The organism is Rhodoferax sp. EU05-FHT12H12, from assembly GCF_058791215.1.
On record NZ_JBYTDI010000002.1, the window covers coordinates 606155 to 623905 of the forward strand.

A 17751-nucleotide genomic window follows, 5' to 3' on the forward strand; every position below is an offset into this window, starting at 1 on the left:
TTTTCATGCTGCTGAGCCTGGCCCAATGGCTGCAAACCCTGTCGCCCGAGTTCGGGTTTTTCCGCGTCTTCCAGTACCTCACCTTCCGTGCGGTGTTTGCTGCGCTCACGGCCTTGCTCATTGGCCTGGCCGCTGGCCCCTTGGTGATCCGCCGCCTGCGTGAACTCAAAATTGGCCAGCCCATCCGCGGCTATGGCATGGAAACCCACCTGAGCAAGAGCGGCACACCCACCATGGGCGGTGTGTTGATCCTGCTGTCCATCGCCATTTCCACCCTGTTGTGGGCCGACCTGTCCAACCGCTTTGTCTGGATCGTGTTGCTGGTGACCTTGGGCTTTGGCGCGATTGGCTGGGCCGACGACTGGCGCAAGGTGGTGCACAAGGACCCCGAGGGTATGCGCTCGCGCGAGAAGTATTTCTGGCAGTCGGTGATTGGGCTGCTGGCCGCGCTGTACCTGGTGTTCAGCATCTCCGAGAGCTCCAATATGCGCGTGCTGGAGTTGTTCTTCAACTGGGTGCGCTCCGGCTTTGACGTGAACCTGCCGCCCAAGGCCGGCTTGCTGTTGCCGTTTATCAAAGAGGTGAGCTACCCCTTGGGGGTGCTGGGCTTTGTGGTGCTGACCTATCTGGTCATCGTGGGCTCCAGCAATGCCGTGAACCTGACCGACGGGCTGGACGGCCTGGCCATCATGCCGGTGGTGATGGTCGGTTCTGCGTTGGGCGTGTTTGCCTATGTGACCGGCAGCGCCGTGTATTCCAAGTACCTGTTTTTCCCGCACATCCCGGGCTCGGGTGAGCTCATGATTTTTTGTGCCGCCATGGCTGGCGCCGGTTTGGCCTTCTTGTGGTTCAACACCCACCCCGCACAGGTGTTCATGGGTGATGTGGGCGCGCTCGCCTTGGGCGGTGCACTGGGCACCATTGCCATCATCGTGCGCCAGGAAATTGTGCTGGCCATCATGGGTGGCATCTTTGTGGCGGAAGCCCTGTCGGTGATGCTGCAGGTGACCTACTTCAAATACACCAAGAAGAAGTTTGGCGAAGGCCGCCGCCTGCTGAAGATGGCGCCGCTGCACCACCACTTCGAGAAATCGGGGTGGAAGGAAACCCAGGTGGTGGTCCGCTTCTGGATCATCACCATGCTCTTGTGCCTGGTGGGCCTGTCCACCCTGAAGTTGCGATGAACGAACCCGAAGTACACCTTCCCGGCGAACACCCCGCAGCGTCCCCCCAGGACGGCGGGGTGCTGCCGCATGTGCACGCGGCACAGCCGCCCGAACCGGCGCTGGAAGTGGTCTCCGAGGCAATGCCGGTGCTTGTGCCAGAGCTGGCGGAAGTGCCCGCGGCGCCAGACATGTCCGAGGTGCCCGAGGTGCTGGAGTCTGCAGTGCAGGCCGTCGCGCCGGTGGCCGAGCCTGCCAAAGACGCCCGTGGCTTGCCCACCACGCTGACGGCCGCGCGCGACGCCGCGGCTTTTGTGGCGCAGATTTTTGCCGATGTTCAAGCGGACAAGGCCGAGCCCACACTCTTGAGCGAAGTGGCGCCGGAGGCTGTGGAGGGCGCTGCGCCCGATGCGGACCCTGACACGCTGCCGATAGCCGTTGATGTTCCCTTTGCACCGCTGGCCGGTCAGCACATCCTGGTGCTGGGTCTGGGAGCTTCGGGCCTGGCCATGGCACGCTGGTGTGCCCGCACGGGCGCTGCCAGCATCACCGTGGCAGACACACGTGCCGCGCCGCCCCAGCTGGCTGCGCTGCAGCAGTCGCTGCCTGAGGTGCGGTTTGTATCGGGCGCCTTCACTACTGCACTTGTGGACGGCCAGACCCTGCACGCGGTGTACCGTTCCCCCGGCTTGAGTCCGGAGGAAATTGCTCCTGTTTTAGGAGCTGCTCGCGCGGTAGGCATCTACGTGGGGGGCGAATTGAGCCTGTATGCCATGGCGCTGCAAGCCTTGCGCAGCCACCAGGCGTATGCGCCAGCGGTGTTGGCCATTACCGGCACCAATGGCAAAACCACCGTCACCTCGCTGACCGGTCAGCTGGTCGCCCATGCGGGCAAGACCGTGGCCGTGGCCGGCAACATTGGCCCCACGCTGCTGGACACCCTCTCGGGCCACCTGGATGCCGGCACCTTGCCCGAAGTGTGGGTGCTGGAACTCTCCAGCTTCCAGCTCGACGGTGTGACCGGCTTCGAGCCCACGGCGGCCGTGGTGCTGAACGTGACCCAAGACCATTTGGACTGGCACGGCAGCATGCAGGCCTATGCCGAGGCCAAGTCGCGCATCTTTGGCCAGCAGGGCCTGATGGTGCTGAACCGCGATGACGCGGCCGTGATGGCCATGTTGCCCGAGCCGGTGCGCGTCAAGCTGCAGCGCCCGCAGGAGCGGGCCCACGTCACCTTTGGCGGCGATATGCCCCAGCGGCCTGGCGACTTTGGCCTGGAAGAGGTCAACGGCATGGTCTGGCTGGTGCGCGCGCTGGAGGCCGATGAGACCCGCCGCAAGCGCAAGGAGGAAGCCGAGGAGCTGCACTTCCAGCGCCTGATGCCGGCTGACGCACTGCGCATCCGTGGCCGCCACAACGCGAGCAATGCACTGGCCGCCTTGGCGCTGTGCGCTGCAGCCGGTTGCGCACTGGGCCCCATTTTGTTTGGACTGCGCGAGTACCGCGGTGAGCCCCACCGTGTGGAGCCGATTGGCATCCTGAACGACGTGGAGTTTTTTGACGACAGCAAGGGCACCAACGTGGGCGCCACGGTGGCTGCGCTGCAGGGCCTGGGAGCCGACCGCAAGCTGGTGGTGATTCTGGGGGGCGAGGGCAAGGGCCAGGACTTCACGCCGCTGGCGGCACCGCTGGCGCGTTACGCGCGTGCCGTGGTGCTGATAGGCCGCGACGCTGCGCTGATCCGTGAGGCGATTGCGTCTGCCGAGGTGCCGATGGCGGATGCCGATTCGATGGAGGCGGCCGTCACCCTGGCCAATGTCCGTGCCCACGCGGGGGACGCGGTGTTGATGTCTCCCGCCTGCGCCAGTTTTGACATGTTCAAGAACTACGAGCACCGCGCCCAGGTCTTCTGCGCCGCGGTGAAAGAGCTGGCCTTGTCCAACGGTGTGGACATGGAGCACCTGGCATGAACGCCCTGCGCCAAACCCTGAGCGGCTGGTTCGGCCCCAAGGCCGATGCGGCCTCGGGCGCCTTGCCGGTGCGTCTGGGGGGGCGCGGTTCGTTTGCGGCTAGCACCACCCCGGCGCAGGTCAAGGGCTTCGACCAACCACTGGTCTGGGTCACCGTGGCGCTGCTGCTGTGGGGCTTGGTGATGGTGTATTCGGCATCCATTGCCATGCCGGACAACCCCAAGTTCGCCAACTACACCCACAGCCACTTTGTGGTGCGACACGCCTTGTCCATCGTGGTGGCTTTTGTGGGTGCGCTGATCGCTTTTCAGTTTCCCTTGCAGACCTGGGAGAAGCTGGCCCCCTGGTTGTTTGTGCTGTCGCTGGTGTTGCTGATTGCGGTGTTGATGCCCTTTATTGGCAAGGGCGTGAACGGTGCGCGCCGCTGGATTTCCCTGGGGGTCATGAACTTCCAGCCGTCTGAGCTGGCCAAGTTTGCCGTGCTGCTGTATGCCGCGGACTACATGGTGCGCAAGATGGACGTGAAGGAGCGCTTCTTCCGTGCCGTGGCCCCCATGGCGGTGGCGGTGGCGGTGATTGGCCTGCTGCTGCTGGCCGAGCCCGACATGGGCGCCTTCATGGTGATCGCCGTGATCGCCATGGGCATCCTGTTCCTGGGCGGTGTGAATGCCCGCATGTTCTTCCTGATTGCTGCCGTTATCGTGGTGGCCTTCAGTCTGATGATCGCCTTTTCCGAGTGGCGGCGCGAGCGCATCTTTGCCTACCTGGACCCCTGGACCGAGAAGTACGCGCTGGGCAAGGGGTACCAGCTTTCGCATTCGCTGATCGCCATTGGCCGTGGCGAGATTTTTGGTGTGGGGTTGGGCGGCAGCGTGGAAAAACTGCACTGGTTGCCCGAGGCCCACACGGACTTTTTGCTGGCCGTGATTGGGGAAGAGTTCGGCCTGATCGGCGTCGTGGTTGTCATCGGCCTGTTCCTCTGGCTGACCCGTCGCATCATGCACATCGGCCGCCAGGCCATTGCGCTGGACCGTGTGTTTGCCGGTCTGGTGGCGCAAGGCGTGGGAATCTGGATGGGCTTTCAGGCCTTCATCAACATGGGCGTGAACCTGGGTGCACTGCCCACCAAGGGCTTGACGCTGCCGCTCATGAGTTACGGTGGCTCGGCCATCTTGTTGAATTTGGTGGCGATTGCCGTGGTGCTCCGTGTCGATTACGAGAACCGACAACTCATGCACGGAGGCCGTGTATGAGCCAGAAAACAGCATTGATCATGGCGGGCGGCACGGGCGGCCACATCTTCCCGGGTCTGGCCGTGGCGCAAGCCCTGTTGGACAAGGGCTGGCGCGTGCACTGGCTGGGCGCGCCCGGCAGCATGGAAAGCCGTATCGTCCCGGCACGCGGCATTCCGTTGGAGCTGGTGGACTTCGGCGGCGTGCGGGGCAAGGGCCTGCGCACCTTGGCTCTGCTGCCCTTCAAGTTGCTGCGCGCTTTCTGGCAAAGCCTGCAGGTGGTGCGCCGCGTGAAGCCCGATGTGCTGGTGGGGCTGGGGGGCTACATCACGTTTCCGGGCGGCATGATGGGGGTGCTCTGTGGCAAACCTCTGGTGCTGCACGAACAAAATTCCGTGGCCGGCATGGCGAACAAAGTGCTGGCCGGGGTGGCCGATCGCGTATTTGCCGCCTTCCCGAACGTGTTGAAAAAAGGGGAGTGGGTGGGCAACCCCCTGCGCACCGAATTCCTGAACCTGCCTGCGCCTGACGCCCGTTTCGCCGGCCGCAGTGGCCCGCTCAAGGTGCTGGTGGTGGGCGGCAGCCTGGGTGCACGTGCGCTCAATACCGTGGTGCCGCAGGCGCTGGCCCTGATCCCCGAAGCGCAGCGCCCCGTGGTGACGCACCAGGCCGGCGAGAAGCAGATTGATGCGCTGCGTGCCAACTATGCCGCTGCTGGCGTGCAGGCCACGCTCACGCCGTTTATCGACAACACGGCCCAGGCCTTTGCCGATGCCGACCTGGTGATTTGCCGTGCAGGTGCCAGCACCGTGACCGAGATTGCCGCCGTTGGCGCCGCCGCCGTGTTTGTGCCCTTCCCCGCGGCGGTGGATGACCACCAGACCTTCAACGCCCGCTTCCTGGTCGACCAGGGCGGTGGCTGGCTGCTGCCCCAGGCGGACATGACGCCTGCGGTATTGGCTGAAATGCTACAAAAAACAGAGCGCTTTGCGCTGATTCAACGGGGGCTAGAGGCCAAAAAGATGCAAAAACTGAACGCTACCGAAGCAGTGGTAGCCGCTTGCGAGGAGCTCGCACGATGAAACACGCCGTCAAACATATCCATTTCGTCGGCATCGGCGGCTCCGGCATGTCCGGCATTGCCGAAGTGCTGAGCAACCTGGGGTATGTCATCTCTGGCTCCGATCTGGCCAACAATGCCACCACCCAGCGCCTGGCGGCACTGGGCATCACGACGTACGTCGGCCACGCTGCCGACAACGTCGCCGGTGCGGATGCCGTTGTCACCTCCACGGCCGTGCAGTCAGACAACCCCGAAGTCATACGCGCCCGCGAGAGGAAGATTCCCATCGTGCCGCGCGCCCTGATGCTGGCGGAGCTGATGCGCCTCAAGCAGGGCATCGCCATCGCGGGCACCCATGGCAAGACGACCACCACCAGCCTGGTGGCCAGCGTGTTGGCCGAGGCCGGCTTGGACCCCACCTTTGTGATTGGTGGTCGCCTCAACAGCGCAGGCGCCAACGCACGCTTGGGGCAAGGCGAGCACATCGTGGTCGAGGCTGACGAGAGCGATGCGTCTTTCTTGAACCTGCTGCCGGTGATGGCTGTGGTGACCAATATCGATGCCGACCACATGGAGACCTATGGCCACGACTTCAGCAAGCTGAAGAAGGCCTTTGTCGATTTCCTGCACCGCATGCCGTTTTACGGCACCGCCATCCTCTGTACGGACGATGCGGCCGTGCGCGAGATCTGTGCACAGGTCACCTGCCCCATTACCAGCTACGGTTTCAACGAAGAGGCCGAAGTGCGTGCGGTGAATGTGCGCGCGGTGGGCGGCCAGATGCACTTCACCGTGCAGCGCCGCAACGGCGTGGTGTTGCCCGATCTGGAGGTGGTGCTCAACCTGCCGGGCTTGCACAACGTGCTCAATGCACTGTCGGCGATCGCCGTGGCGGTGGAGCTCAACATTGCCGACACCGCCGTGGTCAAGGCGCTGGCCGAGTTCAAGGGCGTGGGGCGCCGCTTTCAGCGTTATGGCGACCTGGCATTGCCGCAGGGTGGCACTGTCACCGTGATTGACGACTATGGCCACCACCCCGTGGAAATGGCCGCCACGCTGGCCGCTGCGCGCGGCGCTTTCCCCGGTCGCCGTCTGGTGTTGGCCTTCCAGCCACACCGCTACACGCGCACCCGCGATTGCTTTGAAGACTTTGTGAAGGTGATTGGTGCAGGCGCCGACGCCGTGCTGTTGGCCGAGGTCTATGCCGCGGGCGAGGCACCCATCGTGGCGGCCGACGGCCGTTCGCTGGCGCGTGCGCTGCGCATTGGCGGCAAGGTGGAACCGATCTTTGTTGACGAGATCACCGCCATGCCGCAGGCCGCAATTGACAACGCGCGCGATGGCGATGTGTTGATGTGCATGGGTGCCGGGTCGATCGGTGCGGTGCCTGGGAAGATTGCTGAAATGCTACAAAAACAGGAGCTGCTCGCGCAGAAGGGATAAGGGCTATGGGCCAAAATCATTCAAATTTGGGCAAAGTGGCGGTGCTGATGGGCGGCGCCTCGGCGGAGCGCGAGGTGTCCCTCATGTCCGGCAGTGGTGTGCTCAAGGCCCTGCTGTCCAAGGGGGTGGACGCGCATGCGTTTGATCCATCCCTGCGTCCGCTGGACGACCTCAAGCGCGAGGGCTTTGCACGCTGCTTCATCGCGCTGCATGGCCGCTTTGGCGAAGACGGCACGGTGCAGGGCGCCCTCGAATTGCTGGGGATTCCCTACACGGGCTCCGGCGTCATGGCCTCTGCCATCTCCATGGACAAGGTCATGACCAAGCGCATTTGGCGCTTCGAGGGGCTGTCCACTCCCGCCTGGCAGCAGGTCAGCAGCGCCGCGCAAACCCACGCCGCTTTTGCGGCATTGGGTGCGCCCATGATCGTCAAGCCCGCGCGCGAAGGCTCCAGCATTGGCTTCACCAAGGTGATGTCGGCCGCGCAGTGTGATGCGGCTTACGCACTGGCCTCGCAACACGACGCCATGGTGCTGTGTGAGCAGTTCATTGCGGGCGACGAGGTCACCTGCCCCGTGCTGGGCCCCAACGAAGCGCCCGAGGCTTTTCCGGTGATCCGCATCGTGGCGCCCGAAGGCAACTACGACTACCAGAACAAGTACTTCACCGATGTGACGCAGTACCTCGTGCCGGCCGGCCTGCCCGATGGCGAGGAGGAGGCGATTCGTGCCCTGGTCCGCAAGGCCTACCAGGTGCTGGGCTGCCGCGGCTGGGCGCGCGCCGACGTGATGATTGATGCCAAGACGCGCACGCCTTACCTGCTGGAGATCAACACCTCGCCTGGCATGACCGGCCACTCGCTGGTGCCCATGTCGGCCAAGGCTGCGGGCATCAGCTACGAAGACCTGTGTGTGCGCCTGCTGCAAAGCACCAGCACGGATGGGAGCGTATCGAAATGAACTCTGCTGCGGCCACCCCGCTGGACGTCAAACTCATGAACACCACCGCTGCGGTGTTGTTCCTGGCGTTTGCCGGCTTGGCGATCGTGGCCGCGGGGCGTTGGGTCTCGCGCCTGCCGGTGTTTGACCTGCAGGGCATCAGCGTGTCTGGCGACATGAACCACAACAACCCGCTGACCCTGCGCGCCAATGTCGCGCCCAGCCTGGCGGGCACCTTCTTCACCGTAGACCTGGCGCGTGTGCGCTCGGCGTTTGAGGCGGTGCCTTGGGTGCGCCGCGCGGTGGTGCGGCGTGAGTTTCCCAACCGCCTGCACGTGAGTTTGCAGGAGCACCAGGCGGTGGCGTATTGGGGGGGCGATGCCGAGTCGCGCTTGATCAACAACCACGGCGAGGTGTTCGAGGCCAATGTGGGTGAGGTCGAGCAGGACAGCCTGCCCCGTCTCAACGGCCCCGAAGGACAGAGCGCCGAGGTGCTGGCCATGTACCGCACGCTGGAGCCGCAGTTCGTCACGATGGAGATACCACTGGAGCAATTGGAGCTGACTGGGCGTGGCAGTTGGCGTGCGCGCCTGGACACCGGTGCCAGCCTGGAGCTGGGCCGCGGCACGGTGGGTGAAGTGGACACACGGACACAACGATTTTTGAAAACCCTGACGCAGGTGACTTCCCGCTACGCACGGCCGCTGCAGGCCGTGGAGTCGGCAGACCTGCGCCATGAGAACGGGTATGCCATCCGGCTGCGCGGCGTGAGCACGCTGGCGGCGGATGCCCCGAAAAAGTAGCGCACAAGGTATTGCAGGACCCTATATGGCAAAAGAGTACAAAGATTTGGTGGTTGGGCTGGACATTGGCACCGCCAAGGTGATGGCGGTGGTGGCCGAGGTCATGCCCGGTGGTGAGCTCAAGCTCGCCGGTTTGGGCATCGCACCCAGCAATGGCCTGAAGCGTGGTGTGGTGGTCAACATCGACGCCACGGTGGCCAGCATCCAGCAGGCGCTGAAAGAGGCCGAGCTGATGGCCGACTGCAAGATCAGCCGCGTCTACACCGGCATCACCGGCAGCCACATCCGCGGCATCAACAGCAGCGGCATGGTGGCGGTGAAAGACCGCGAAGTGACACAGGCCGACGTGGCCCGTGTGGTGGAAACCGCCAAGGCCATCAACATCTCCACCGACCAGCGCCTGCTGCTGGTGGAGCCGCAGGAATTCATCATCGACGGCCAGGACGTGCGCGAGCCCATCGGCATGAGCGGCATCCGCCTGGAAGCCAAGGTGCATATCGTGACCGGTGCGCAAAGTGCGGCCGAAAACATCATCAAATGTGTGCGCCGCTGTGGTCTGGAAGTGGAGCAGCTGATGCTCAACCCACTGGCCAGCAGCCTCAGCGTGTTGACCGAAGACGAGCGCGAACTGGGCGTGGCGCTGGTGGACATTGGCGCCGGTACCACGGACGTGGCCATCTTCACCAACGGCGCCATCCGCCACACGGCCGTGATTCCGATTGCCGGTGACCTGATCACCAGCGACATCGCCATGGCCCTGCGCACGCCCACCAAGGACGCCGAAGAGATCAAGGTCGAGAGCGGCCACGCCAAGCAACTGCTGGTGGACCCCGAGGTGCAGGTGGAAGTGCCCGGTCTGGGCGACCGCGGCCCGCGCATGCTGAGCCGCCAGGCGCTGGCCGGCGTGATTGAGCCGCGCATCGAGGAAATTTTCAGCCTGGTGAACCAGGTGATGCGCGAGTCGGGCTACGAAGAAGTGCTGTCCTCGGGCATTGTGTTGACCGGTGGCAGCTGCATCATGCCGGGCATGGTGGAGCTGGGCGAGGACATTTTCCTCAAGCCCGTGCGCCGCGGCATTCCCAAATACAACAGTGCGCTGGCGGACATGGTGGCGCAGCCGCGTGCAGCCACCGTCATGGGCCTGCTCGAAGAAGCCCGCCTGGCCCGCATGCGCGGCTACAAGGTGGCGCAAAAAGCCGGCTCGATGAAAACCGCATTCGGTTCCGTCAAGGACTGGTTCGTGGGGAACTTCTAACCATGAAACACAAGACATTCAACGCCGCCGGGCCGCCCCAAGGCGTGATGGCCCCCCTGGGGGGCAGCGCCGCTTGCGCAGCAGCAAGCGTGGGGGCCTTGTGGCTTGCCCGGGGGAGTCCGCCTTCATAAATGAATACGCACCCCCACACAGATTTACAGAATCCAACCCATTCATTCAAATAGTTTTTCAGGAGTAACAACATGGCCATCGAAATGATCGAAGAAGAAGCGTTCAACCAAGGCACCCAAATCAAGGTCATCGGCGTGGGCGGCGGCGGCGGCAACGCGGTCGAGCACATGATCCAGACCGCCGTGGGCGGCGTGGAATTCATCTGCGCCAACACCGACGCGCAGGCGCTCTCGCGCAGTACCGCACACAAGACCATCCAACTGGGTGGTAGCGGTCTGGGTGCCGGCAGCAAGCCCGACAAGGGCCGCGACGCCGCTGAGCAGGCCGAGGCCGACATCCGCACCGCCATCGAAGGTGCGCACATGTTGTTCATCACTGCCGGCATGGGTGGCGGCACCGGTACTGGCGCCGCGCCCGTGATTGCACGCGTGGCCAAGGAAATGGGCATCCTGACGGTGGGTGTGGTGACCAAGCCTTTCGACTTCGAAGGTGGCCGCCGCATGAGCAATGCCGATGCCGGCCTGAGCGAGCTCGAAGCCAATGTGGATTCGCTGATTGTGGTGTTGAACGAGAAGCTGCTGGAAGTGCTGGGCGACGACGTCAGCCAGGACGAAGCGTTTGCGCACGCCAACGACGTGCTGAAAAACGCCGTGGGCGGTATTGCCGAAATCATCAACGTGCCCGGCCATGTGAACGTCGACTTCGAAGACGTGCGCACCGTGATGGGTGAGCCCGGCAAGGCCATGATGGGTACGGCTGTGGCCAAGGGCCCGGACCGTGCACGCATTGCGGCTGAGCAGGCCGTGGCCTGCCCCTTGCTCGAAGGCATCGACCTGTCGGGTGCCAAGGGCGTGCTGGTACTTATCACTGCGGCCAAGGGCAGCCTGAAGCTGTCCGAGTCCAAGCTGGCGATGAACACCATCCGCGCCTACGCGTCGCCCGATGCCCATGTGATCTACGGCACGGCCTACGATGACGCGCTGGGTGAGGAAATCCGCGTGACGGTGGTGGCCACCGGCCTGAGCCGCCAGGGTGCACGCCGTACGGCGCCTCCGCTGCAAGTGCTGCGCACCGGCACCGACAACGTGCCTTTCCATGTGCCCACGCTCAACACCATTGCCCAGCCCTCCGGCGCGGCAGCGGCCCTGGGTGGCACGGGCCACGTCGCCAGCCAGCCCGACTACGGCAGCATGGCCACGCCCAGCGTGTGGCGCACCAACCGCACGCAAGCGGCGGCCAAGGTCGACGCGCTGTCCAGCGGTGGCATGGATGACTACGAAATCCCCGCGTTCCTGCGCAAGCAAGCGGACTGACCGTCAGAACGATGTGGAATTGGCTGCCCGGTAAAATCTACCCTGTGCTGAAACAACGAACCCTCAAATCCCTGACCCGCGCCGTCGGCGTGGGCCTGCACAGCGGCCAGCGTGTGGAAATCACGCTGCGCCCGGCGGCACCGGATACGGGCATCGTGTTTCGCCGGGTGGATTTGCCGAATGCGCCGGACATTGTGGTCTCGGCCGAGGCGGTGACCGACACACGCCTGGCGTCCACGCTGTCCTGCGGCAACGCCAAGGTGCACACGGTAGAACACCTCATGTCGGCCTGCGCCGGCCTTGGGGTCGATAACCTGTTTGTGGACATCACGGCCGAAGAGATCCCGATTCTGGATGGCTCCGCTGCCTCGTTTGTCTTCCTGCTGCAAAGCGCGGGCATCGAGATGCAAAACGCGCCGCGGCGCTTCATCCGCCTGACCAAGCCAGTGGAAATACGCGAAGGCGAGGGGGCCAACGAGAAGTGGGCACGCCTGGACCCGTACCACGGCTACAAGCTCAGTTTTGAGATCGACTTCAACCATCCCGCCGTGGACTCTACCGGCCAGCGCGTGGAGTTTGACCTGAGCACGGGCTCGTACTCGCGTGACATTGCACGCGCCCGCACCTTTGGCTTCACCAAAGACGTGGAAATGATGCGCTCCAATGGCCTGGCCCTGGGCGGCGGTTTGGACAACGCCATCGTGATGGACGACTACAAGGTGCTCAATGCCGATGGACTGCGCTACGACGACGAGTTCGTCAAGCACAAGATCCTGGACGCCATGGGCGACCTCTACATCGTGGGCAAGCCTCTGCTGGCCGCCTACAGCGCACGCCGCTCGGGCCATGCGCTCAACAACAAGCTGCTGCGCGAACTGCAGGCCCACCCCGAGTGCTGGGAAGTGGTCACCTTCGAAGACGTGAAGCAGGCGCCCGTGGGCTTTGCCCAGCCCGTGCGGGCCTGGTGATATGGCCCCCACGCGTCGCTGGTGCACGGGGCGCTGCCCCGCTCCCGCCGGGCGCGCTACGTACCGGGGGCTAGGCATATGCTGCTGTTTCGCTGGCTGATCCTGTTGTGCCTGCTGGGAGCGGCGGTCTGTTTTGCCTTTTATGTAGGTACTGGACAAGCGCGCTTTCTGCGCTGGGGGTGGAAGACCCTCCAATGGACCCTGTTGGCCGCAGGGGGCTTTTTCACGGTACTGATTCTCGAACGCGTCGCCTGAGGTCCCGCGGTCTCGGTCTGCACGGTTTTGTTTGTCCGGCGGGGCTGGTCAAGGGCATGGGTTTCTGGCAATCTTGTTAGCGGAGGTGCGCTGAAGCGCGCCCTAACTACAACAATGACAGGAGACTTCCATGATCCATGGCCTGACTTTCAAACTCAAGATCGCCTTGTTGGTGGCGGCTTCTCTGCTGGCGGTTGCCGTGATGGCAGTGGTGTCGGTGCTCGACATCCGCACCAATATCATCCAAGCGCGCCAAGACCAGTTGGTCACCGCCGTGCAATCAATGCACAACGTGGTGATGGGCTACAAGGCGCGTGCCGACAGTGGCGCCATGCCGCTGGAGGATGCCCAGAAGGCCGCTGCCCTGGCGGTCGGACTGTCCCGATATGGCGGGGCAGAGGGCAAGACGGAGTACTCCTACATTTGGTCGCTCGACGGGGTTGGGGTGATGCACCCCATCAAGCCTGAATGGGCTGGGCAGAACATGGTCGGCAAGATCAAGGATGGCGCCGGAACGGACATCATTGTGTCGCTCGTCAATGCCATCAAGGCAAGTCCCAATGGCCGTGCTTTTGTGCCCACCATGTTCCCCAGACCCGGGCAGACCGTGCCCGTGCCCAAGCTGCAGTACGTGATGAAGGTGGACGGATGGAACTGGATGGTGGGGTCCGGCTTGTACACCGACGATTTGGATGCCAGCGTGCGCAGCAAGGTGCTGGGCGGTGTTGCGGTGCTGGTGGTCATGCTGTTGGTGATTGGCGGTATTGGTGGCGCGGTTGCCAAGTCCGTTTTGGGCCAGATTGGCGGAGAGCCCCAGGAGGCTTACCACGCCATGTCCCAGGTGGCCGCAGGCAATCTGGCTGTCCATTTGCCACCTGCCAAGGCCGGTAGTGTGGTGGGTGGTTTGTCACAAATGGTGCAGTCCCTGCGTTCGCTGGTGTCCGAGGTGCGCAATGCGACCGACAGCATCGCCACGGCATCCAGTGAAATTGCCCAAGGAAATGCAGACCTGTCGCAGCGGACCGAGCAAACGGCCAGCAACTTGCAACAAACAGCGTCGTCGATGGAGGACCTGACCGATACGGTTCGACAGACCTCCGACAATGCCGGAACGGCCAGCCAATTGGCCGCATCCGCTTCCGAGGTCGCCAGCCGGGGTGGTCGTGTGGTCTCGGAAGTTGTGAACACCATGGGAGAGATCAACGCCAGCAGCAAACGCATCAGCGACATCATCAGTGTGATTGATGGCATTGCCTTCCAGACCAATATCCTGGCGCTCAATGCCGCGGTGGAGGCAGCACGTGCCGGAGAGCAGGGACGTGGCTTTGCCGTGGTGGCCTCTGAGGTGCGTAGCCTGGCTGGGCGTTCGGCCGAGGCGGCGAAAGAAATCAAGGCGCTGATCAATGCCTCCGTGGAGCGGGTGGAGGCCGGCACGCAGCTGGTGGGGGACGCCGGCCGCACCATGGAGGAAATTGTCGGATCCGTGCAGCGGGTCAACGACATGATCGGAGAGATTCGCAGTGCCACGGCAGAACAAAGCCAGGGCATTTCGGGCGTGAACCAGGCCGTGGGCCAACTGGACCAGATGACCCAGCAAAACTCGGCCCTGGTGGAGGAAAGTGCGGCGGCGGCGGCCAGCCTCAAGGAACAGGCCAATAGCCTGGCACGGGTGGTGTCGGTGTTCCGTCTTGAATAAGTCGCAGGTCGACACGATAATCACACATCACCCCTGAGCCCTTGTTTTGTCAAAGGATGGCGCCATGAACTCTTTGTCTTCGATTGCCTTGTCGGGCATGAACGCGGCGCAGACCTCCCTGAACGCCAGTGCCCATAACGTGGCCAACTTGGCGACCGAGGGCTTCAAACGCCAGGAGGCGGTGCAGACCGAGCAGCCAGGTGGTGGCGTGAGCACGCAAGTTCGCCAAGCAGAAGTCGCGGGCCCTGCGCTGGAAACAGATGTCGTGACACAACTGCAAGCCAAACACAGCTTTATTGCGAACCTCGCAGTGTTCAAGACCAGCAATCAGATGGCCGGGGCCTTGCTGGACATCAAGGCCTAGGGTGCCGGTTCATAGTTTTTGACGATGGCGTCCAAGCGCCCGTCGCTGCGCAATTTGTCTATCGCCTGTTGCAGCTTGCGCGCGATCAGCGGATGGCTCTCCTTGTTGAGGGCAAAGTAATAGCCCCCATCGTCACTGAGTTTGAGCAATTTAGTGACGCTGCCCACGGGGCGCCCCACACTGCGCAGGTTCCAGGCCATGCCCACTTCAGTGTCTACCATGGCGTGCACCAAATCCCCCATCAGCATGCGAAACACCGCATCGTTGGAGCTTTCCTCAACCATGGCACTGCTGGGCACGCCGGCTGCCAGCAGGTCCTGCATGGCGGCTTCCTCACGCACCACGCCTATGCGCAATTGCGCCAACTCTCGGGCTTCACGCGGGGGCGCACCCGAGATATTGCGTGTGTAGACCCAGGTGGTGCGCGGCAGCAAGGGGCCGACCCACAGGAAGTGGTCCTCCCGCGAGGGTTTGCGCGCCGTGGTGTACAGCACCGTGTTGGGGGTGCTGCGCACTACCTTGTAGCCACGTGCCCAGGGCACGACCTGAAAGCTGCATTGCAACTCTGCCAATTCGCAGGCTGCGCGCAACACATCGGTCGCAATGCCTTGTACTTTGCCCGACTCTGCAAAGTTGTAGGGAGGCCAATGCTCGGTGTAGGCCACCAATCGTTGGTTGGTGGCTTCCCGTGGTGTGGCGAATACGCTGCCACATGCAACGCTGGCCAGCAAGGACAAAAGGCAGTGGGTAATCAGACGAAGGGACATGGCGCGAGCGACAAACACGGCCCTTCATGCTAACTGCAATTTATTTAATGACGCTGACTTGTATCAATTAACGTTGTCGCCCGGCGCGGTAAGACACCTTGCCATTGCCCCCCATGCTGTCCGCCGCCGCCAGGCGGGCCATGGCTTTGCCAGCATGGGCGTGGGTGATGGCCAGGCCCAGGGCATCGGCGGCATCGGGCCCGGGCAGGCCGGGCAGGCTGAGCAGGCGTTTCACCATTTCCTGGATCTGGTCCTTGTGCGCACGGCCGTGGCCCGCCACGGCCTGCTTCATTTGCAGCGCGGTGTACTCGGCCACCGGCAGCCCTGCGTTGACAAGTGCCGTGATCAGCGCACCACGGGCCTGGCCCAGCAGCAGTGTGGACTGGGGATTGACGTTGACGAACACGATCTCAATCGACGCACAGGTGGGTTGGTAACGCTGCACCACCTCGCCCATGCCGTCAAACAGTACCTTCAGGCGCTCGGGCAGGGCGCGCGTGTCCAGGTGCTGGGTGCCTATCGTGCCGCTGGCCACATAGCGCACGTCGGCGCCCACCACATCCACCACGCCAAAGCCGGTGGTGCGCAGGCCGGGGTCAATGCCGAGAATTCGCATGCTATTGTTTTAGGAGCTGCTCGCGCAGCATACATAAGGGCTAGAGGCCAAAATACCACTTAACCGAGTGGAAAAAGACGGGGGCTGCAAAACACAGGGCATCGACCCGGTCCAGCAGGCCTCCGGCGCCGGTCACCCCATTGCCTTCGCGTCCCCAGCTCGGGATACCGCGGTCGCGTTTGAGGGCTTTCATGACGAAGTGGCCCATGGAGCCCGCCACACACGCAATGAAGCTGAACGCAAACGCGGTGCCCGGCACCCAGGGCGTGATGCCGGCCAGCAGCGCACCAAACACGCTGGCCACGGCAATGCCAATCCACCAACTCGGCCAGTTGAAGCTCTGGCTGATGGCCGGCGCCACGGGGGCCCGCTGCAGCTTGCGTGAGACCAGGTGCTGTGTGGCCATGCAGGTCTGGACCACCAGCACCAAGAAGAACACCATGAAGGCGTTTTTGTTGTTGTAGCTGGGGAAGTTCAACATCAGCAGCGCGGGTACATGGCTCATGCCGTAGATACACACCATGATGCCCCACTGCAGCTTGGCATTGCGCTCCAGAAAACGCAGCGGGTCATTGGCCAGCGCACTGGTCAACGGCAGGGCCAGGAATACATAGACCGGGATGAACACGGCAAACATGTCAAAGTGCTCGGTGCCCACCAGCCAGTACTGCAGCGGCAGCACTACAAAAAAGGCCAGCACCAGGCTGCGGTGATCGCCCCGGCGCGTGGGCGACAGCGTGAGGAATTCACGCAACGCGAAGAAGGACACCAGGCCAAACAGTGTGAGTGCCACCCAGTCGCCGGCCACCCAGCCTACCCAGAACACAAACATCATGAGCCAGCTGGTGCGGATCACGCCGTCCAGGCTTTTGAGTTCCTTGCGGCGCAGGTCGCCGGCGGCATCATCCCCGTATTCGCGCAGCGACAGCACAAAGGCCACGATGCTGGAGAGCAACAAGAGGCCGAACACGATGATGAACAGTGCACCGATCTGCTGCGTGGCCGTGAGGTTCTTGAGATAAAAATACATGGAAGCCCCTTACACGTCGCGCAGGGCGATCACAGCGTTGCGCGCGCGGGTCAGGAAGTTGCGGTGGTCTTCCCCCGCCTCCACCTGCATGGGCGCGCCAAAGGTGACCGAGCACAGCACCGGCACGGGCACCACTTCGCCCTTGGGCAACACGTGCTGCACATTGTTGATCCATGCGGGCACCAGTACCACGTTGGGGAACTTGGTGGCCAGGTTGTAGAGCCCGGCCTTGAAGGCCTGCGGTTCCTCAAAGTGGCCGCGTGTCCCTTCGGGGAACAGGATGATGGAGTCGCCATTGGTGAGTGCCTCCATCAGTGGCTCCAGCGGGTCTTCGTCAGCCGTGCGGTCGCGCGAGACGTAGATGACATGGAACACTTCGGTGGTGAGCCACTTCTTGAACGGTGTTTTGGTCCAGTAGTCTTTGGCGGCAATGGCGCGGGTGATGTGGCGCAGTTCTTTGGGCAGGGCCGCCCAGATCATCACCAGGTCGGCGTGGCTTTGGTGGTTGGCAAAATAAATGCGCTGTTCGGCCTTGGGCGGGCAACCGTGCCAGCGCGCTTGCGCACCGGTTAGCACCCGGATCAAACCGAGCAAAAAGTAACTCATCAACTTGGCTAGCATGGCGGGGATGATACCTAGGGGTTGTGACCCCGATGCTGGGGTTTGCTCTCTCGCTGTCTCGCTGTCTCGCTGTCTCCGGCGGGCGGGGTACTTCGCTCCGTTCGTGTCCCCCGGCCCTCCAG

Annotated in this window: 17 protein-coding genes; 13 read left to right on the forward strand and 4 right to left on the reverse strand. The window is 63.3% G+C overall.

Annotated elements, in window-relative coordinates; genetic code table 11:
• The first annotated feature begins 5 nt into the window (after positions 1–5).
• The 13 genes from mraY to AC3WS7_RS07715 all read left to right on the forward strand — a co-directional run bounded on the left by mraY (position 6) and on the right by AC3WS7_RS07715 (position 14595).
• Complete coding sequence (gene mraY, locus AC3WS7_RS07655) at positions 6–1184, forward strand: phospho-N-acetylmuramoyl-pentapeptide-transferase (protein WP_492655932.1); 1179 nt, start codon at positions 6–8, stop codon at positions 1182–1184.
• Positions 1181–3133, forward strand: coding sequence for a UDP-N-acetylmuramoyl-L-alanine--D-glutamate ligase (gene murD / locus AC3WS7_RS07660; RefSeq protein ID WP_492655933.1), 1953 nt, complete (start codon positions 1181–1183; stop codon positions 3131–3133). Before mraY ends, murD begins: the two co-directional genes overlap by 4 nt.
• On the forward strand, positions 3130–4386 hold the full coding sequence (gene ftsW / locus AC3WS7_RS07665; protein WP_296467388.1) for a putative lipid II flippase FtsW: 1257 nt from the start codon (positions 3130–3132) through the stop codon (positions 4384–4386). The genes murD and ftsW overlap by 4 nt, the downstream gene beginning before the upstream one ends.
• Positions 4383–5447 carry an undecaprenyldiphospho-muramoylpentapeptide beta-N-acetylglucosaminyltransferase gene (gene murG, locus AC3WS7_RS07670; protein ID WP_492655934.1) on the forward strand — a complete coding sequence of 355 codons (1065 nt, stop codon included), beginning with the start codon at positions 4383–4385 and terminating at the stop codon, positions 5445–5447. Before ftsW ends, murG begins: the two co-directional genes overlap by 4 nt.
• Positions 5444–6871: a UDP-N-acetylmuramate--L-alanine ligase gene (gene murC, locus AC3WS7_RS07675; RefSeq protein ID WP_296467383.1), complete on the forward strand. Its 1428-nt coding sequence runs from the start codon at positions 5444–5446 to the stop codon at positions 6869–6871. The genes murG and murC overlap by 4 nt, the downstream gene beginning before the upstream one ends.
• Before the next feature lie 5 nt (positions 6872–6876).
• Positions 6877–7830: a D-alanine--D-alanine ligase gene (locus tag AC3WS7_RS07680; RefSeq protein WP_296467380.1), complete on the forward strand. Its 954-nt coding sequence runs from the start codon at positions 6877–6879 to the stop codon at positions 7828–7830.
• On the forward strand, positions 7827–8612 hold the full coding sequence (locus AC3WS7_RS07685; protein WP_296467377.1) for a cell division protein FtsQ/DivIB: 786 nt from the start codon (positions 7827–7829) through the stop codon (positions 8610–8612). The genes AC3WS7_RS07680 and AC3WS7_RS07685 overlap by 4 nt, the downstream gene beginning before the upstream one ends.
• 25 nt (positions 8613–8637) lie before the next feature.
• On the forward strand, positions 8638–9867 hold the full coding sequence (ftsA, locus tag AC3WS7_RS07690) for a cell division protein FtsA (RefSeq protein WP_105262096.1): 1230 nt from the start codon (positions 8638–8640) through the stop codon (positions 9865–9867).
• 203 nt (positions 9868–10070) lie between these two features.
• Entirely contained in the window at positions 10071–11312 is a 1242-nt protein-coding gene (ftsZ, locus tag AC3WS7_RS07695) for a cell division protein FtsZ (protein ID WP_296467371.1), read from the forward strand.
• A gap of 44 nt (positions 11313–11356) precedes the next feature.
• Positions 11357–12280 (forward strand): UDP-3-O-acyl-N-acetylglucosamine deacetylase, encoded by a 924-nt coding sequence (gene lpxC / locus AC3WS7_RS07700; RefSeq protein ID WP_296467368.1) that lies wholly within the window; start codon positions 11357–11359, stop codon positions 12278–12280.
• A gap of 78 nt (positions 12281–12358) precedes the next feature.
• Positions 12359–12535, forward strand: coding sequence for a hypothetical protein (locus AC3WS7_RS07705; protein ID WP_296467365.1), 177 nt, complete (start codon positions 12359–12361; stop codon positions 12533–12535).
• 130 nt (positions 12536–12665) lie between these two features.
• On the forward strand, positions 12666–14231 hold the full coding sequence (locus AC3WS7_RS07710) for a methyl-accepting chemotaxis protein (RefSeq protein WP_363708587.1): 1566 nt from the start codon (positions 12666–12668) through the stop codon (positions 14229–14231).
• 64 nt (positions 14232–14295) lie between these two features.
• Entirely contained in the window at positions 14296–14595 is a 300-nt protein-coding gene (locus tag AC3WS7_RS07715; RefSeq protein WP_296467360.1) for a flagellar basal body protein, read from the forward strand.
• Here the strand turns inward: AC3WS7_RS07715 and AC3WS7_RS07720 are convergent.
• The 4 genes from AC3WS7_RS07720 to AC3WS7_RS07735 form a co-directional block, all read right to left on the reverse strand.
• Positions 14592–15362: a substrate-binding periplasmic protein gene (locus AC3WS7_RS07720; protein WP_296467355.1), complete on the reverse strand. Its 771-nt coding sequence runs from the start codon at positions 15360–15362 to the stop codon at positions 14592–14594. The genes AC3WS7_RS07715 and AC3WS7_RS07720 overlap by 4 nt on opposite strands.
• A gap of 67 nt (positions 15363–15429) precedes the next feature.
• A complete protein-coding gene (gene ruvC / locus AC3WS7_RS07725; protein WP_492655935.1) occupies positions 15430–15978 on the reverse strand; it encodes a crossover junction endodeoxyribonuclease RuvC in 549 nt (182 codons plus the stop codon).
• 40 nt (positions 15979–16018) lie between these two features.
• Positions 16019–17008: a phosphatidate cytidylyltransferase gene (locus AC3WS7_RS07730; RefSeq protein ID WP_492655936.1), complete on the reverse strand. Its 990-nt coding sequence runs from the start codon at positions 17006–17008 to the stop codon at positions 16019–16021.
• Between the two features lie 9 nt (positions 17009–17017).
• Complete coding sequence (locus AC3WS7_RS07735; protein ID WP_492655937.1) at positions 17018–17629, reverse strand: lysophospholipid acyltransferase family protein; 612 nt, start codon at positions 17627–17629, stop codon at positions 17018–17020.
• Positions 17630–17751 lie beyond the last annotated feature (122 nt).

What these genes read in the sequence shown, in the direction of transcription:
- mraY (WP_492655932.1), top strand. Translation starts at nt 6, where the DNA reads ATGCTGCTGAGCCTGGCCCAATGGCTGCAAACCCTGTCGCCCGAGTTC.
- murD (WP_492655933.1), top strand. Translation starts at nt 1,181, where the DNA reads ATGAACGAACCCGAAGTACACCTTCCCGGCGAACACCCCGCAGCGTCC.
- ftsW (WP_296467388.1), top strand. Translation starts at nt 3,130, where the DNA reads ATGAACGCCCTGCGCCAAACCCTGAGCGGCTGGTTCGGCCCCAAGGCC.
- murG (WP_492655934.1), top strand. Translation starts at nt 4,383, where the DNA reads ATGAGCCAGAAAACAGCATTGATCATGGCGGGCGGCACGGGCGGCCAC.
- murC (WP_296467383.1), top strand. Translation starts at nt 5,444, where the DNA reads ATGAAACACGCCGTCAAACATATCCATTTCGTCGGCATCGGCGGCTCC.
- AC3WS7_RS07680 (WP_296467380.1), top strand. Translation starts at nt 6,877, where the DNA reads ATGGGCCAAAATCATTCAAATTTGGGCAAAGTGGCGGTGCTGATGGGC.
- AC3WS7_RS07685 (WP_296467377.1), top strand. Translation starts at nt 7,827, where the DNA reads ATGAACTCTGCTGCGGCCACCCCGCTGGACGTCAAACTCATGAACACC.
- ftsA (WP_105262096.1), top strand. Translation starts at nt 8,638, where the DNA reads ATGGCAAAAGAGTACAAAGATTTGGTGGTTGGGCTGGACATTGGCACC.
- ftsZ (WP_296467371.1), top strand. Translation starts at nt 10,071, where the DNA reads ATGGCCATCGAAATGATCGAAGAAGAAGCGTTCAACCAAGGCACCCAA.
- AC3WS7_RS07705 (WP_296467365.1), top strand. Translation starts at nt 12,359, where the DNA reads ATGCTGCTGTTTCGCTGGCTGATCCTGTTGTGCCTGCTGGGAGCGGCG.
- AC3WS7_RS07710 (WP_363708587.1), top strand. Translation starts at nt 12,666, where the DNA reads ATGATCCATGGCCTGACTTTCAAACTCAAGATCGCCTTGTTGGTGGCG.
- AC3WS7_RS07715 (WP_296467360.1), top strand. Translation starts at nt 14,296, where the DNA reads ATGAACTCTTTGTCTTCGATTGCCTTGTCGGGCATGAACGCGGCGCAG.
- AC3WS7_RS07720 (WP_296467355.1), bottom strand. Translation starts at nt 15,362, where the DNA reads ATGTCCCTTCGTCTGATTACCCACTGCCTTTTGTCCTTGCTGGCCAGC.
- ruvC (WP_492655935.1), bottom strand. Translation starts at nt 15,978, where the DNA reads ATGCGAATTCTCGGCATTGACCCCGGCCTGCGCACCACCGGCTTTGGC.
- AC3WS7_RS07730 (WP_492655936.1), bottom strand. Translation starts at nt 17,008, where the DNA reads ATGTATTTTTATCTCAAGAACCTCACGGCCACGCAGCAGATCGGTGCA.
- AC3WS7_RS07735 (WP_492655937.1), bottom strand. Translation starts at nt 17,629, where the DNA reads ATGCTAGCCAAGTTGATGAGTTACTTTTTGCTCGGTTTGATCCGGGTG.